We start from the raw sequence: 15,682 nt of genomic DNA on the forward strand, positions 1-15,682 counted from the left end.
CCCTTTGATAGTTTTACAGATTCTCAGTCTATATATTAACATAAATATTATCATAATTGTCAATAAATACTCAATTTACTAAGTAATCGGTATAACAGAATATTGCCTATTATTAGTTTTCTTTATATATTTCACATCTTAATTTCGCAATTAACTTGCAAAGGACAATCCTTAATTTCCCCTCATCTTTAGTTAAAATTTATTTATTTTCTAGGCATGTTTTCTGAAATTATATCCATATTATAACAGACTTGTTTCTTTCTGGTCGTTAAATGTAAATATCACTCGTTTTTTAGAATCTGAAAAAAGCATTTCCACTTATATTATGTTAAAATATCATGCAAAGCTATACATATCATCAATTGGAGGAATCATCGATGGAAAATTCTAGAGGATCAATTAGAGATGTAACATTCTCAAGTAAAGAGCTGGGGGAAGATGTTGAACTGCTTATCTACTTGCCGGCAACGTTTACTCCTTTATATAAGTATTCAATTTTAATTGCTCCTGATGGAAAAGATTATTTTCAGCTAGGAAGAATTGGCAGAACTGCAGATGAATTATTAAAAAATAGAGAAATTGAGAACATCATTATTGTAGGCATTCCATATAAAAATGTAGAGGATCGCTGGAAGAAATATCATCCAAACGGAGAACAGAACAAAGCATTTATACGTTTCTTAGCGCATGAGCTAGTACCATATTTAGATCAGGAATTCCCTACATATCAAATGGGAATGGGCCGTGCATTAATTGGTGATTCACTTGCTGCAACTGTATCCCTTATGGCGGCTTTAGAGTACCCTCATACGTTTGGAAAAGTCATGCTTCAATCACCGATGGTTGATGAGGTAGTCATGAATGCTGTTAAAGAAGTTACTCAGCCACATTTAACAAGTATTTATCATGTCATCGGGAAGCAAGAAACCGCTGTTCAAACGACTAAAAAAGAAGAAAAGGATTTCCTTACACCAAATAGAGAGTTATCTAAGCTGTTTAGTGAAAAGGGATTCCCTTACTTCTACGATGAATTTGACGGTGACCATACATGGACACATTGGCAGCCTGATTTAAAACGTGCATTAAAGAAAATGTTTTCTTAATATAGTAATTAACCAGTATAGCTTGTTGTTTATGAAGAATGAGCGAAGCCTTGCAATTAGGCGTGTTTCGCTCATTCTTCTAAACTTTTTCAGATAATTCTTTTACCTATTCCTGAAAATTAAGCATTCCTATACTTTATATTTGGAAAATTTGTTATAATGGGCATATACACTCTTTTCTTGTTGATTTCAAATGAAGTTTATTAAATCTATTCATGGAGGTTATGTTATGAAGCTAGGTATCGTTATTTTTCCTTCAAAAAAATTGCAAGATGAAGCGAACTCATATCGAAAACGATATGACCCGAATTATTCTCTAATCCCTCCTCATTTAACGCTCAAACCAAGTTTTCATGCATCAGAAGATCAGATTAAACAGTTAACTATCATTTTAGATGAGATTTCAAATTCTTTTGAGCCTTTTCAAATAAAAACCACAAAATTTAGTTCATTTAAGCCAGTAAATAATGTCATTTATTTTAAAATTGAGGCATCAGAAGTACTTGAAGAACTGCAAAAAGTAATCAATGAGAAAATTTCTGCGGATATGCCTGAATATGCTTTTGTCCCGCATATTACAATTGGGCAGCAATTATCTAATGATGAGCATTCAGATGTATATGGCTCATTACGAATGAACCAGTTTAATTATGAAGAAACTGTCGATCGTTTCCACCTGTTATATCAGCTTGAAAACGGCTCATGGACAGTTTATGAAACATTTCGGCTTGGAAAGGAATAATGAATTGTGGAAGTAAAAATTGTATCTAATGATAATCAATTGCAAGAAGCTTTTTCTATTCGTAAAAAGGTCTTTGTTGAAGAGCAGCAAGTACCGTTAGAAGAAGAAATTGATCAATATGAAGAAGAGGCCGTTCATTTTCTTCTTTATGATCAAAACCTTCCGATCGGTGCAGGCAGGTTCCGGTCAGTAGATGGCATTGGCAAAGTAGAAAGAATTTGCGTACTGGAAAATCATCGTAAGTCAGGCTCAGGAAAAGCTATTATGGATAAAATAGAAGAGTATGGAAAAGGGGAAGGGGTAAAAAAACTAAAGCTTAATGCGCAAACTCATGCCATTCCCTTTTATAGCAAACTAGGTTATGAAATTATCTCTGAAGAGTTTTTGGATGCGGGAATTCCACATCGTACAATGATTAAGCAGATTTAAAAAACTTCTGTCCAGTGGACAGAAGTTTTTTCATTTAAGAAAGGGTTATATTTTAAACAGACTCATTATAAAAAATGCCCTTTCCTGTAAGTTGACTTTGCAGCTTTTCTAATCGTTCATTTTTATTTTTGCCACTAGAAATTGATTGTTCTTGACTCATTTTTGATCTTTTTATAGGATGAGTCTGTCCATTTAGTATCGGGTGATCGTATTCTCGAGGATTCGTTGAGGGCTTAATTCTATTGATTGGAACAAATCGGTAGGGATCATACCCTTTACTAATAACTCTTTCTGCATACTGGCTATATTGATAATTTGTAACAGGTGCAATATATCCCATTATACTCCCCTCCTATAAATATAGACATACGAACCAATATTTGATTTTATGCTCCCTTTCGTAATTTCTTTTATTTTGTTATGATAAAGGTTGTCTTTATTGTGCTGAAATAGGTTGAAAAAGAGGAATTTATATGAAAAAAGCAATGCTACATAATAAAATGATTAATATTAATAGAGTAAGCAGAGAAATGTTTCAGTCTCTGCATGACGATGGGAAAAAGGGACACTTGCAATGCCCTGTGTGCAATGAAAAAGTTCGGTTATATATTGGAATTAATCAGGAGCCTCATTTCTATCATATTCCTGAGCTTAATCATACGTGCAAAGATCCGGATGATACTCCTTCAATGCCGCAAGAAAAAGTAGAGTATGAGGAGCGGAATGGATTTAGAATTCCTGTATCACGTACCATTACATCCGCTCAAGAGCCAGAATGTAAAATTAAACAAACTCAGTCAGTAAAAAACATTCCTCCGTTCATCCCAGAAAGTATGAGCAAATGCCATTCCCCCTTTCAATATTTACATACATTAGCCCAATCCGGAGTAATACTTGATAGCGAGCAAGCTGATGCGGTGACTCGTACAGAAGGACCGCTTCTCGTGCTAGCTGGTGCTGGGAGTGGAAAAACAAGGGTTCTAACAACTCGTACAGCTTTCATGATACAAGAAAAAGAAATTGATCCAAAATCAATTATGCTCGTTACTTTTACCGCAAAGGCTGCTGCTGAAATGAAAGAAAGACTTTCCCGTTATCCAAAGATGGAAAGCCTCCAAATCCGGCAAATAGTTTCCGGGACTTTCCATAGTCTTTTTTATCGGATCCTCTCGTTTCATGTGCCTGAGAAGTGGTCCTCCGATAAATTATTAAGCAAAGGCTGGCAGCGTGAGCAAATGATTAAGAATGCTGGAAGAGAATTAAATCTAGATGAAAAAGAATTTGCATATGACCTTGCGCTTCAGCAAATAGGATTTTGGAAGAATACGCTCGTTTCACCCGAACAGGTTAGACCCACTTCATCGTGGGAGGAAAGTGTGCTTAATCTGTATAAAAAGTATGAACAAGCAAAGGAAAAAGAGGGTTTATTTGATTTCGATGATATGCTGACAGGCTGTTATGATTTTTTCCTGCGTCATCCTTCTATTCTCGAAAACTATCAAAATCGTTTTAAATACTTCCTAATTGATGAGTTTCAGGATATTAACAAGATTCAGTATGAACTGATAAAAATGCTTTCAGCTAAGTCTAAAAATGTTTGTGCTGTAGGAGATGATGATCAGTCTATTTATGCATTTCGCGGCAGTGATCCCGAATACCTGCTAGATTTTGAAAAAGATTTTCCTCATGCAGAAGTTATTGCTTTAAAACAAAATTACCGTTCCACTCACGAAATCGTTTCGACAGCGAATCAAGTGATTATACAGAATAAGAAAAGAAGAGCAAAAAAAATGAAAGCTCAGTATACCGGAGGGAAGGTTCCTTGTCTCTTCTTTCCTTTTGATGAGGAAGAAGAAGCAACATCTATTGTAACGGATATTCAGGAAAAAATTGAAGAAGGCTTTGAACCAAAGGACTTTGCCATTCTGTTTCGAACGAACACCGGCAGTCGTGCTGTTTTTGAACGGCTTGCCAACTCAAGCCTGCCTTTCAGAATTGATCAGGATGCTGAATCCTTCTATGACCGGTTTATTGTGAAAAGTATGCTTTCCTTCTTGCAATTAGCTTTAAATGAGGATGATAAAGGAGCGATGCAAAATATCCTTCCTGCCCTTTTTATGAAGCAAACAGTTATTAAGGATATGATGGCAGAAAGCATTTTAAAAGACTGCACGCTACTTGAATGCTTAAAACATGTAAAGACAGGATTTGCTTTTCAAGAAAGCAAATTAAAAAAAGTGATTCCAGTTATACGCGCCATTGCACATCTCTCTCCCATTCAAGCGATTGAAAAAATTGAGAAAGAACTCGGCTTTCAAGATTTCATCAAGAAACGCGGCAATGAAGGGAATAAAATTGAAAAGGGCTCTGATGACCTTAAGGATTTGAAAGTTGCGGCCAAAAGCTTTACAGCCATTCGAGATTTTTTAGAACATGCGGACCATATGAGAGCTATGAATAAGGAAATTAAGCAACAAAGCAAGAAAAATCAAAACGCAATTACCTTAAGCACCGTTCACCGTTCAAAGGGATTGGAATATAAGGTAGTTTATATTATCGGGGCTGTTGATGGCAGTCTGCCACATGATCATGCCCTGGAGGCCTATAGAAATGGCGATTTTGCCCCGATTGAGGAAGAACGCCGTTTAATGTATGTTGCCATTACACGTGCAATGGACCACCTCTACATTTCTATTCCAGAAAAAAGCCGTGGAAAAAAAGCCTATCCATCTAGATTTCTATCGCCGTTAACTAGAGAAAAGGCAAGTAAAAACTAATCCCGCTGTTTCTTCCAGCCTTATATTAGGATGCTGGCCAACCAAAGTTAACGAATACAGGTAGGAAACCTGAAATTTGATAGGGACGTCCTCCATCCTAGGCAATTCTCTTACAGTAAGTAATTTTTTCATGCTAAAAAAATGGACCTGGGTTATTTGCCAGGTCCATTCCCTTACTTTTTATTAATCATTTTTGAAATTGTACTAAAATCAAGCTGCTTTCCATCTGTAACAATTGATTTAACAATTTTATCTTCTGTTTCTTTAGATACTGGTTTGTTGGCAATTTGTGAGACTCTCCGAATCACACCTCTAACTGTTTTTTCATCTTTGAAATTTGCACTTTGCAGTGAATTGGCTAATTCGAAAACATCATTCATATTAACGCCTGTTTTCTTTTCCAGGTTTTTAAAGAAGTTATTATCCATGTAAAGATCACGCCCCTTATAGTAAGCTACTTTATATAGTATGAAGGAGCGTGAAAAATGTGAGAGGCAACTATTTATTAATGCAGCAGCTGCCAATCTTTTTTCTTCTTATTAATTATAAAAGCTTGCACCAACTATAATTAGAAGAATAAACAATACAACTATAAGCACAAATGTAGATCCTGCGTAACCGCCACCGCCATATCCATAGCCTCCGTAGCCGCCGCATCCTCCAAAGCCAAAGCCCATACCTTTCACCTCACTTATTCAAGTCTTTACAACATATGTAAATAAACTATAAGGTGTATAGGCAAGCCCCTAAGTATGGTTTTTTATCCTTTCGGCTTAAAGATGAGTGCACCAATAAATCCAAAAACAATCGCAGCTGATATACCAGAGCTTGTTACTTCAAACATACCTGATAGGACGCCAACAAGCCCATGTTTTTCTGCTTCCGCCATCGCCCCATGGACAAGGGAATTACCGAAACTGGTAATTGGAATCGTTGCTCCAGCACCTGCAAAATCAATTAAAGGCTCATATAGTCCAACACCATCTAAGATTGCACCGATAACAACAAGTAAACTTAAAGTATGCCCTGGCGTTAACTTTGCGACATCAAATAATAATTGACCAATAACACAGAACGCCCCTCCAACAACAAATGCCCAAAAGAACATTGCAAGCATATTTCTCCCTCCTTATTATTCCATCTCAATAGAAACCGCATGTGCGATGCAAGGGATGGTTTCATTTTGCTGAAAAGTTAATGGGGATAGAAGTGCACCTGTGGCCACAACAAGAATTTTTTTATATACCCCTTGCCTCATTTGATTCAATAAATGGCCATAGAGAACCGTTGCTGAACAGCCTGCACCACTTCCTCCAGCATTGACAGGCTGGTCCTCTTTATAAATCAATAATCCGCAATCCTGAAATTTCTCCCTTTCTATTTTCAGACCGGCATTTGTTAGTAATTCGTAGGTTGTATTCTGCCCGATTTTCCCCAAATCCCCTGTAACAATAAGATCATAATAAGAAGGATCAATCTGTAAATCTTTAAAATGAGCAGTTATTGTATCGGCTGCTGCTGGAGCCATTGCCCCTCCCATGTTAAATGGATCAGTCAGCCCCATATCTACGACTTTTCCGATGGTCGCTGATGTTGTAACAGGTAAATTTTTACCCCCTTCATTTACTGATAAGACTGCCATACCTGCACCTGTAATCGTCCATTGTGCTGTCGGCGGCTTTTGCCCGCCATATTCAGTCGGATATCTGAATTGCTTCTCAACTGCCGCATTATGGCTTGAAGCACCAGTCAAAATATGCTTGGCGCCTTGATAATTAATCATAAAAGAACCAAGGGCCAGCCCTTCCATTGAAGTGGAGCACGCACCAAATATCCCGAAATAAGGAATTTGATTGGTACGTGCACTCATACTTGATGGAGTAATTTGATTAATTAAATCTCCAGCGATAAAGAAATGGATATCTTCCTCCTGTAAATTTGCCCTTTGAAGTGCTGCTTGACTCGCTTCCTCAATTAATACACGATGAGCTTTTTCATATGAATCCTGCCCCATCCATAGGTCATCATGAAGAATGTCAAAATCACTGGCAAGCTTCCCATTCGCTTCAAATGGACCGCCAGAAACTCCAGTTGCTGTGATTACTGGGCGATTTTTAAAGATCCAGGATTGTTTTCCCCTTAGCATTACAAAACCCCCCATTGAATCAATATCGTTTTAATCAGCGCCACGACAAATGCTGAGAATACACCAAATAGGATAACAGAGCCAGCCAGTTTAAACATATTCCCGCCAACTCCAAGTACAAACCCTTCTGTACGATGCTCAATTGCAGCTGAGATGACGGCATTACCAAAGCCAGTGACCGGTACGGCGCTCCCTGCACCCGCATACTGTCCAAGATGGTCATATACCCCAAACCCTGTCAGGAGCATTGAGAAAAACACCATCGTAGCTACTGTTGGGTTGCCCGCTGTTTGCTCAGTAAAATTAAAGAAATAAATATAGAAGTATGTGACGGCCTGGCCAATTGTACAAATGAGGCCGCCCACCCAAAAGGCTCTCAGACAATTTTTTAAAATTGGACGTTTCAATTCATGCTTTTGCTGAAGTCCTTGATATTTTTGTTGAGCAGGAGTCATTTTTTTCTTTTTTTTATCTGCCATTGCCAGTTCCCCCTTCTATGCCATTTCCTGTTTCAATTTAATAATTTCCTTTAACCTTTTATTTGCCTTTTTCTCCGAATAATCGAGTTTTTGCATTTTTTCATTTAGCTTTACAGCTTCTAAAAATATCTTATAATCACTTGATACAGTAAATTTTTCATCTGGAAATTTCTTTTCAAGCTTCTCCTTTATTTTCTTCTCAATCTTCTTCATATGAAAGCGCTGAAGATGCTTAACCTTGTACACAACAAGTGTTTCCTTTTTCCCCTTCACGACAGCCACATCATATATTTCCTTATAAGATGCGATTGCTTCTTTTATGTTTGCAACTAAATCTAAGTTGCCTTTCGTATTTTCATCAATTAAAACTGGATTAGGATCCGTCTTTTTGATTAGGGCCAATTCGCTTTCTTTTGATTCATTTTGACTGCAGCCTGCTAACCCAAGCACAATAAAAAGGACGATATGCAAAGATATTCTCATGATTTAACCCTTCCTATTCAGATTTCATTTATGATTATTGTCCACGAAAAAATGTGAAATTATGAATGAATTCCCATAGGCTCTTATTTCCAATTTATAAAAAAACTGCACCCCACTGTTAGTGATTTCTAACAATGGGGTGCAGTTCAAGCACCAGCTTTTATTTAACTCATTTTCTTTTTTCCGCACCCACACCCTTTTTTTTTCTTTTTTACTGGCTGTGGCTTTATTTCACCTGTTTGAACGTTTTTACTGATCAAAACATTCGCCTCCCCTTATTATATTTATCACTTTAATTGCTGTTCTCCATTCAGATTAAACAAGTATTTATTTTAGTATATGAAGATTGCATTTTCTTGTGTAACACAGATGCCTATGGAAACCAGTATTATAACTATTTGTGCTAATCTTCCATCCATTTCTGTATGACGGTTTCAATCATTGCTGCTAAGCCAGCAACAGCTAATACAAGTAGGATTGGCAATGTAAAAGGCGTATTGTATAAATACAATACACATAAAAAGATAGATACCCACACACCTGTACACCAGTAACAGCTGAGTAAATTGCCAAAGAATCCGCGGATGGCCCCTTTTTTTGGGACCAAATATATTTCTGCTTCACCGTCTTTATTCATCTCTTCTAGTTCTTCAAAAAACGGCCGTCTAATAAATTCAGTTATTTTATCATAGACAAGCAGCCTAGTTAAGCGAAAGCTAGCCAATGCTAATATAAGCAATTCCATAAATGAAATAGACATATCCATTCCTCCAGCACTTATTTATTTCGAAAAAACGCCTATTTTTTCAAAAAACAAGGCGTTTGTCCGTTACCCATTGGGTACTTCGGCAATATGTTATTAGTGTAGTATCACAAGAATCAAACAAGGAGGAAATAAAATGGGTTGTGGAAAAAAAGACCACTTCAAAGGCAACGGCTGTGTGTGCGAAGTTGTTCGTGCAATAAAAGATATTCAAGATAATGCTGAAGATGTATGTGAATGTCCTTCCAATTGTTTCTTAGAGCCGCTAGGTCATATCTCACCAGGGAATAAGAAACATAGACATCCAGACACTCGGGTTTTTGTCTTAAAAACCGCTGATGGATCACCGTTTCATGCATTCTTCACAGGAAATGAATGTGCATGTGTTTCCATCTTCTTCAGAGTAGAAGAAATCTTTGATAATTGCTGTGCAGTACTTCGTGTGCTTGAACCAGTTAACAGAATTAATGGACCAGATAAGACAGTTGACCTAACAAAAAATTGCTGCATTGATCTTGAAAAAGTTTGTCAGGTTGACTATTTTAGAGCAACGGACAGCTGTGTAACAGTAGATTTAAGCTGCTTCTGCGCAGTTCAATGTATCGATGACGTTTTTCTTGGCATTTGCGAAGATTAAATTTCAATCAAAATGCAGCCAGTCGTAAATTCTCGACTGGCCTTTTTTAATCAATTATCTTCGAAAACCAACCATTTTAACGTCCTCTAACTCTGTTAACAAAATCTTCATGATCTTCCCGTTAAGCAGTTTAATTTCAATATATTCATTTAATTGATCGTTTAGAAACCCCTTAAATGTATTTCCGTTCGCAATAAATAAACACGGGACTGGGGGAAGCTGTTTTGGAAACTCCATTAAATATTGGAGCCTTTCCATAATACTCATTTCTTTAAAGCTCTTTACTCGCTGAAAAGAAGGTTTTCGTTCTGTTCGAAATGCACTAGCAGTATTTTCCTCCTTCTTTCTGCGATCTGTTTCAAACGCTTCCAGTTTATCCTGGACCATTTCATGCTGGAATGAGTCATTCTGATTTAATTTTTCTTCCTCGGCTCCTTTTTGAAGCTTCGTGCCAGCATCCTTATCCTCTTCTGCTACCTGTTTTGTATTCATCTCTATCAATTTGTTCATTTGAGCTTTTTCAAGTGGTTCAGCTCTTTTGCTAGAATAAGTTTCCTGCATTTTTATGGTAGGAAATTGGAAGGTAGGCTGTTGAATGTAAAACAATGGTTCCTTCTCTTTCCTTTTTGTCATAATCATCCACCTCCAAGACATATGTGTTCACCCTATATGTATGCAAAATCGCTAATGACGTTGCTTGAGGAATAAAAAAAACCTGCTTCACTTATGTGAGCAGGTCGTTTTATTTTTATTTATTTAGACAATATGGAAACCAGAATCAACGTGAATATTTTCGCCTGTAATTCCTCGCGATAATTCACTAAACAAGAATACAGCCGTATCGCCAACCTCTTCCGGAGTAGTTGTTCTCCGAAGTGGTGAACGCTCTTCAATTTCTTTCAAAATTGAATTGAAATCACTTACACCTTTAGCGGATAATGTACGGATTGGTCCAGCAGAAATGGAATTCACTCTAATTCCATCTTTACCTAGGTCTGCTGCTAAATATTTCACACTTGCATCAAGTGAAGCTTTAGCTACTCCCATGACATTATAGTTTTTGATCGCACGCTCACCGCCTAGATACGTTAACGTCACGATACTTCCGCCCTCCATCATCAGCTTCTTCGCTTCTTTCGCAACTGCAGTTAATGAATAAGAGCTAATATTATGAGCTAGCAAAAAGCCATCTCTTGTTGTATTCATGTAATCGCCTTGAAGTTCTTCTTTATTTGCAAATGCGATACAGTGTGCCACTCCGTGGATTGTACCAGCCTTCTCTTTAATTTCTCCAAAACATTTTGCGATTTCTTCATCGACTGTTACGTCACAAGGAAGGACTAAAGATTGCCCATCCCCTAGTGATTCCGCAAGTTCACGAACGCCTTTTTCCATTCTTTCACCTGCATATGTGAAAATTAAGCGAGCTCCAGCTGTATGAAGAGATCTAGCAATTCCCCAAGCAATACTGCGTTTATTAGCAACACCCATAACAACAAATGTTTTTCCATTTAATGAAAATGTCATGTTAAACCTCCTGAATTATTACAAGTTATTAGTACCTAGTGCTAATTTTACTATACATTTAATAAAAAGAAAAGGAATCTTATTGAAAAAAGGCAGTAAAAAGCTAGTCTGCTGATTAACTTGCAGACTAGCTTCTATTAACTTTAACACCATTCACAAAACTCCAGCTCACGCTTGAGCTCATCAACATATTCCTTTGTTCCTGTAACAATTAATCTGTCATTTAATTGAAGCTCGGTATCCCCATGTGGAACAATGGAGTCGTGTCCACGGAATATTCGTACGAAAATAACATCCCCAGTGAACGGGAATGCTCGTAAAGACATTCCTTCAAACTGGTTATTTAACAGTTTAATTTCATAGAGTGCTGTTTCCTGGTTCGTTAAAATATTCATTACACTTGGTGATTCAATTAACGCTCTCAGCAATGTTTTTTGCGACATTAATACTGAAAATACTTCAATATCATGTTCCCATAAACTTTCCTGAAGGTCAGGACTTTCGAGACGGCAAATAACCCGTTCAACCCCATATTCTTTAAAAGCAATAGCCAAGGTCGCATTTGCTTCTTCTTCCCCTGTCGAAATAACAACAATATCAGCATTCGATGCGTCTGTTTTTTCGAGCGACTGAAGCGAAAAATCCTCCAATTCGATAATTTCAAATAAGGAATCCGATATCCCTTTATCTGCCTTTTCTAGTTTTTTATGATACAAAATTGGTTCATACAAACCAGATTTCAGCTCACTATACACTGGCAGAGTTAATTGATTTGCACCAATAAAAGCCACTTTTCGTTTCTTCTCCGTATTATTTTCCTTAGGGAAGAGCTTCTTAAAAACAATTGGTGTAAAAATACTCGTTATTACTGCAACTAGGATAAATGTTCCGCTCATTTCCGAAGTAATGACCCCAATCCGTTCCCCAATCGTTGCAGCTGCAATCACTAAAGATAAAGTAGATGTTAATAAAAATGCCGAAGCAATAACAGTATTTTTGTCATACCACCGTTTTAATAAATAGACAGGAAGAATTTTCGAAACGAGCAGTCCAATTAGTAATAACGGAATTAACATCAGCATTTTCTTATCACTTAATAATGACCAAACATTTAAATCCACCCCAACCATCACAAAGAAAATGGGGATTAGGAAACCATAACCGAATGAATCCAGTTTATGGACCAGCTCTTGATTTGGCGCTAATAAGGATACAAGTACTCCGGCAAGAAAAGCTCCTAAAATGTTTTCGGCACCTACTGTTTCTGATAGTGCTACTAGAAAAATTATGAGTGCAAATACAGCTCTTGTTCCGATCTGCACGGTACCTGTTGCCATCGCCTCAATAAATTTGCGATTTTTGAATCTTCTCCCAATGAAATACAGCAGAACTCCGGCTGCAAAGAGGATGAGCAATAACCATGTATTTCCCTGTCCTCCGTCATATAAAGAAACAAAAACAGCAAGTAAAATCATTGTTACAAGATCAGCAATGACTGCTACTAACAAAATAATTTGCCCAATTGTCGTTTTCATAAGATGTGCTTCCTTTAAAGTCGGAACGACCACACCTAATGAAATCGTTGAAATAATTAAGGTCATTAAGAAAACATTATCAATAAATCCCATCAATACAAATAGATAAGACAATCCAAGGGATATCACAAAAACCCCTATAAAAATGAGCGTTGAAACTAAAAATGCATTTGGTTCTAATTTACCGCTAGGGAGTTTTTCTCTTTTCTTTTTCCCTGAAAATGCTGAGAAGTCTATTTCTAACCCACTGAGAAACATGAGAAAAATAAATCCAAGCGTTGACAATGTTTCAAGCCACATATCAGGATGAACAAGATTAAAGCCGCTCTTTCCAATGACTAATCCCATTAAAATTTCTGCTACAACGACAGGCAGAAAATTTAGCTTCAAACGATGAAGCAGAATGGGCGTTAGGAAAGCAACGATAATAACAATCACTAATGATGCAACCGATGCGCCATGTTCTTCCATCGAATCTCCCCTTTCAAATAAGAAAAATGTCCACTCAAAAAAACAAACAACCCAATTTGTCCACGATTGGTGAAGGAAACCTTAAAGTAAATAATTCATGAATAAGGTTGCCATGCCAAAATAGATTAAAATACTAATTAGGTCGTTAATTGTTGTAATGAAAGGTCCTGAAGCAACAGCGGGATCAATCTTAAACTTATGCATTAGTAGCGGAATTAGGGCACCTGCTAAAGTTGCAACAATCAATGTACTTAAAATAGAAATACCAACGAGTATGCCTAAATAGATATTCCCTTTCCATATAAAAACAATAATTGACACAAGAATTCCGCAGATTGCACCAGTTATCACTCCGGTACCCGCTTCCCGAACTATTAACTTCCATTTATTTTCCTTTTCTAAATCTCCAGTAGCAATCCCGCGAACGGCAACTGCAAGTGCCTGTGTTCCCGTATTCCCAGCCATACCGGCAATCAAAGGAATAAAGACCGCCAGAATAGCAACCTTATTTAAGGTTTCTTCAAAACGCCCAATTAAACTCGCTGTCATCATTCCAAGAAACAATAAGATGATAAGCCATGGCAGCCGCTTACGTGCAGCTGAGAGTGGACTACGATCGATCGTATCCATATCAGATACAGCAGCAAGCTTGGAATAGTCATCAGATGCTTCTTCCTCCATAACATCCATCACATCATCAACCGTAATGATTCCTAATAGATGATTTTGAAAGTCAACGACAGGTAAGGCTAAGAAATTATAATCCTTTATTTTTCGAGCAACCTCTTCCTGGTCATCTCCAACAGAAACAGAAACAATCCTGTCATTTGTAATATCTGCAATCATAGTATCATCATCATTAACAATTAAGTCTCTTAAAGAAATGACACCTAATAATCGTTTTTGCTCATCTAAAACATAAATATAATAAATTGTTTCTGCCTTAGGTGCCTCATTTTTTAAAATATACATTGCTGATCGTACCGTTTGATTAGCTGATATCGAAACAAAGTCAGTTGTCATAATACTTCCAGCTGTATACTCTTTATAATGCAGAAGATCTTTTATCTCTTGGGCTGCTTCCTCATCCATAATGGTTAAGTAGCTAACAGCCTGGTCCTTTTCAAGCTCATTTAAAACATCAACTGCATCATCGACATACATCTTTGAAATCATGTCTGCAGCATAATTAGGATTCATTTCTGCAAGGACATCTTTATATTCATCATCATCTATTTCTAGGTTTTCAAATAGAGTCGCCATTTCCTCAGGTGAGAGGTAATGATAAATTTTCTCTCGATGCTCCTCATCTAATTCCTTAAAAAATGAAGCCTGGTCATAAGGATGCAATTCCAAAAATTCCGTCCGGAATCCTTCAATATCTTCATTTTTTAAAGAATCGATTAATAAATCCTTATTCATATGATGGACTGCATGCTCCTCTTTAACTTCTTCCATCTGCATTCCCTCCTTCCTTTTCGTCTTCAATACCTCATAATACTAGCAAATCTTCACTTTTTTGTCGCTTACTATTATTTAATTTCCTTTTTTTATTTACTTTCCCCTGAATTAAGCATTTAAATCATTAGGGAATTGAGTCTTGTCAATTGATTGAATAGAACAGATGATGAAATGATAAAATGAACTATATCAGAAATGCCAAGGTGGGAGTATAAGATGAAATTAGATATCATTGGAGATATTCATGGATGCTATGCAGAGTTTCAGGAACTGACAATAAAGCTCGGATACGATTGGAATTCTGAAGGAATTCCAATAAACACTAACGGTAGAAAATTAGCATTTGTTGGTGATTTAACAGATCGCGGACCGAACTCACTAAAAGTTGCGGAAACCGTTTCCGCCCTTGTTAAAAATAGCTTAGGCTACTATGTTCCAGGGAATCACTGCAATAAGCTGTATCGCTTCTTTTTAGGAAATAAGGTACAGCACACACATGGTCTTGAAACGACGGTTGCCGAATTTGAAGCGCTGGATAAAATGAAAAAGAAAGAGATTCGTGAAAATTTTATACATTTGTATGAAAATTCACCATTGCATATGATCCTTGATAACGGGAAACTCGTTATTGCCCACGCAGGCATACGGGAAGATTTAATAGGGAAACCCGCAAAAAAAGTCAAAACTTTTGTTTTGTACGGAGATATAACGGGTGAAAAGCATCCTGATGGCTCACCTGTCAGACGTGATTGGGCAAAACAATATAAAGGTGATGCTGTCATCGTTTACGGACATACACCGGTAAAAGAAGCACGCATTGTAAACAATACATACAATATTGATACTGGTGCGGTCTTTGGAAATAAATTAACAGCATTAAAGTATCCTGAGATGGAAATTGTTTCAGTACCTTCCAGCATGCCGCTTGTGGAGAAGAAATTCCGAGAAATTTAATCTTTTGGTGGCTGAAAGCGCAATTTAGAGGAAGTTTTTATTTTTTTTGGATTTTAACTAAATTTATGTGAACGTTTTTTCTAGTTTTTTACTTTTTGGGGTGCCAAACGAATTTTACGTGACCGCTTTTTCTAATTTTTTACTTTTTGGGGCGCCAAACGAATTTTACGTGACC

Annotated in this window: 18 protein-coding genes; 6 read left to right on the plus strand and 12 right to left on the minus strand. The window is 37.0% G+C overall.

Annotated elements, in window-relative coordinates:
- The first annotated feature begins 377 nt into the window (after positions 1–377).
- The 3 genes from ASU02_RS19840 (at position 378) to ASU02_RS19850 (ending at position 2,274) form a co-directional block, all read left to right on the plus strand.
- Positions 378–1,103, plus strand: a complete 726-nt coding sequence (locus ASU02_RS19840) for an alpha/beta hydrolase (protein WP_057766865.1) — start codon at positions 378–380, stop codon at positions 1,101–1,103.
- A gap of 229 nt (positions 1,104–1,332) precedes the next feature.
- Complete coding sequence (locus ASU02_RS19845; protein WP_057766867.1) at positions 1,333–1,845, plus strand: YjcG family protein; 513 nt, start codon at positions 1,333–1,335, stop codon at positions 1,843–1,845.
- A gap of 6 nt (positions 1,846–1,851) precedes the next feature.
- On the plus strand, positions 1,852–2,274 hold the full coding sequence (locus ASU02_RS19850; RefSeq protein WP_057766869.1) for a GNAT family N-acetyltransferase: 423 nt from the start codon (positions 1,852–1,854) through the stop codon (positions 2,272–2,274).
- Positions 2,275–2,326: 52 nt separating this feature from the next.
- Here the strand turns inward: ASU02_RS19850 and ASU02_RS19855 are convergent, their stop codons facing one another.
- Positions 2,327–2,614 (minus strand): hypothetical protein, encoded by a 288-nt coding sequence (locus ASU02_RS19855; RefSeq protein ID WP_057766871.1) that lies wholly within the window; start codon positions 2,612–2,614, stop codon positions 2,327–2,329.
- Between the two features lie 133 nt (positions 2,615–2,747).
- On the opposite strand from ASU02_RS19855, the gene ASU02_RS19860 reads away from it, so the two are divergent.
- Positions 2,748–5,051 carry a UvrD-helicase domain-containing protein gene (locus tag ASU02_RS19860; RefSeq protein WP_057766873.1) on the plus strand — a complete coding sequence of 768 codons (2,304 nt, stop codon included), beginning with the start codon at positions 2,748–2,750 and terminating at the stop codon, positions 5,049–5,051.
- 173 nt (positions 5,052–5,224) lie between these two features.
- Here the strand turns inward: ASU02_RS19860 and ASU02_RS19865 are convergent, their stop codons facing one another.
- From ASU02_RS19865 to ASU02_RS19890, 7 genes are all read right to left on the minus strand, one after another.
- Entirely contained in the window at positions 5,225–5,479 is a 255-nt protein-coding gene (locus tag ASU02_RS19865) for a stage VI sporulation protein F (protein WP_057766875.1), read from the minus strand.
- A gap of 111 nt (positions 5,480–5,590) precedes the next feature.
- On the minus strand, positions 5,591–5,728 hold the full coding sequence (locus ASU02_RS26055; RefSeq protein WP_075209115.1) for a YjcZ family sporulation protein: 138 nt from the start codon (positions 5,726–5,728) through the stop codon (positions 5,591–5,593).
- Positions 5,729–5,811: 83 nt separating this feature from the next.
- A complete protein-coding gene (spoVAE, locus tag ASU02_RS26270; protein WP_057766877.1) occupies positions 5,812–6,168 on the minus strand; it encodes a stage V sporulation protein AE in 357 nt (118 codons plus the stop codon).
- 15 nt (positions 6,169–6,183) lie between these two features.
- Entirely contained in the window at positions 6,184–7,197 is a 1,014-nt protein-coding gene (spoVAD, locus tag ASU02_RS19875) for a stage V sporulation protein AD (protein ID WP_057766879.1), read from the minus strand.
- Positions 7,197–7,676, minus strand: a complete 480-nt coding sequence (gene spoVAC, locus ASU02_RS19880) for a stage V sporulation protein AC (protein WP_057766881.1) — start codon at positions 7,674–7,676, stop codon at positions 7,197–7,199. The genes spoVAD and spoVAC overlap by 1 nt, the downstream gene beginning before the upstream one ends.
- A 15-nt stretch (positions 7,677–7,691) precedes the next feature.
- Positions 7,692–8,159: a YhcN/YlaJ family sporulation lipoprotein gene (locus ASU02_RS19885; protein WP_057766882.1), complete on the minus strand. Its 468-nt coding sequence runs from the start codon at positions 8,157–8,159 to the stop codon at positions 7,692–7,694.
- Between the two features lie 403 nt (positions 8,160–8,562).
- On the minus strand, positions 8,563–8,919 hold the full coding sequence (locus ASU02_RS19890; RefSeq protein ID WP_057766884.1) for a DUF1360 domain-containing protein: 357 nt from the start codon (positions 8,917–8,919) through the stop codon (positions 8,563–8,565).
- A gap of 139 nt (positions 8,920–9,058) precedes the next feature.
- Here ASU02_RS19890 and ASU02_RS19895 point away from each other — a divergent pair, with 139 nt between their 5' ends.
- Positions 9,059–9,559, plus strand: coding sequence for a CotY/CotZ family spore coat protein (locus ASU02_RS19895; RefSeq protein WP_057766886.1), 501 nt, complete (start codon positions 9,059–9,061; stop codon positions 9,557–9,559).
- A 54-nt stretch (positions 9,560–9,613) separates the two neighbouring features.
- Here the strand turns inward: ASU02_RS19895 and ASU02_RS19900 are convergent, their stop codons facing one another.
- The 4 genes from ASU02_RS19900 to mgtE form a co-directional block, all read right to left on the minus strand.
- The gene (locus ASU02_RS19900; RefSeq protein ID WP_057766888.1) at positions 9,614–10,192 is read right to left on the minus strand and encodes a CotO family spore coat protein; all 579 of its coding nucleotides are present in this window, start codon (positions 10,190–10,192) and stop codon (positions 9,614–9,616) included.
- 123 nt (positions 10,193–10,315) lie between these two features.
- Positions 10,316–11,086, minus strand: a complete 771-nt coding sequence (gene fabI / locus ASU02_RS19905; protein ID WP_057766890.1) for an enoyl-ACP reductase FabI — start codon at positions 11,084–11,086, stop codon at positions 10,316–10,318.
- A 143-nt stretch (positions 11,087–11,229) separates the two neighbouring features.
- The gene (locus tag ASU02_RS19910) at positions 11,230–13,092 is read right to left on the minus strand and encodes a monovalent cation:proton antiporter family protein (protein WP_057766892.1); all 1,863 of its coding nucleotides are present in this window, start codon (positions 13,090–13,092) and stop codon (positions 11,230–11,232) included.
- 81 nt (positions 13,093–13,173) lie between these two features.
- Positions 13,174–14,514, minus strand: coding sequence for a magnesium transporter (mgtE, locus tag ASU02_RS19915; RefSeq protein WP_408607299.1), 1,341 nt, complete (start codon positions 14,512–14,514; stop codon positions 13,174–13,176).
- A gap of 255 nt (positions 14,515–14,769) precedes the next feature.
- On the opposite strand from mgtE, the gene prpE reads away from it, so the two are divergent.
- Positions 14,770–15,507 (plus strand): bis(5'-nucleosyl)-tetraphosphatase PrpE, encoded by a 738-nt coding sequence (gene prpE, locus ASU02_RS19920; RefSeq protein WP_057766895.1) that lies wholly within the window; start codon positions 14,770–14,772, stop codon positions 15,505–15,507.
- The last annotated feature ends 175 nt before the right edge of the window (positions 15,508–15,682 follow it).

Origin of the sequence: Cytobacillus praedii, from assembly GCF_001439605.1 — a bacterium.
Taxonomy (GTDB): domain Bacteria; phylum Bacillota; class Bacilli; order Bacillales; family Cytobacillaceae; genus Cytobacillus; species Cytobacillus praedii.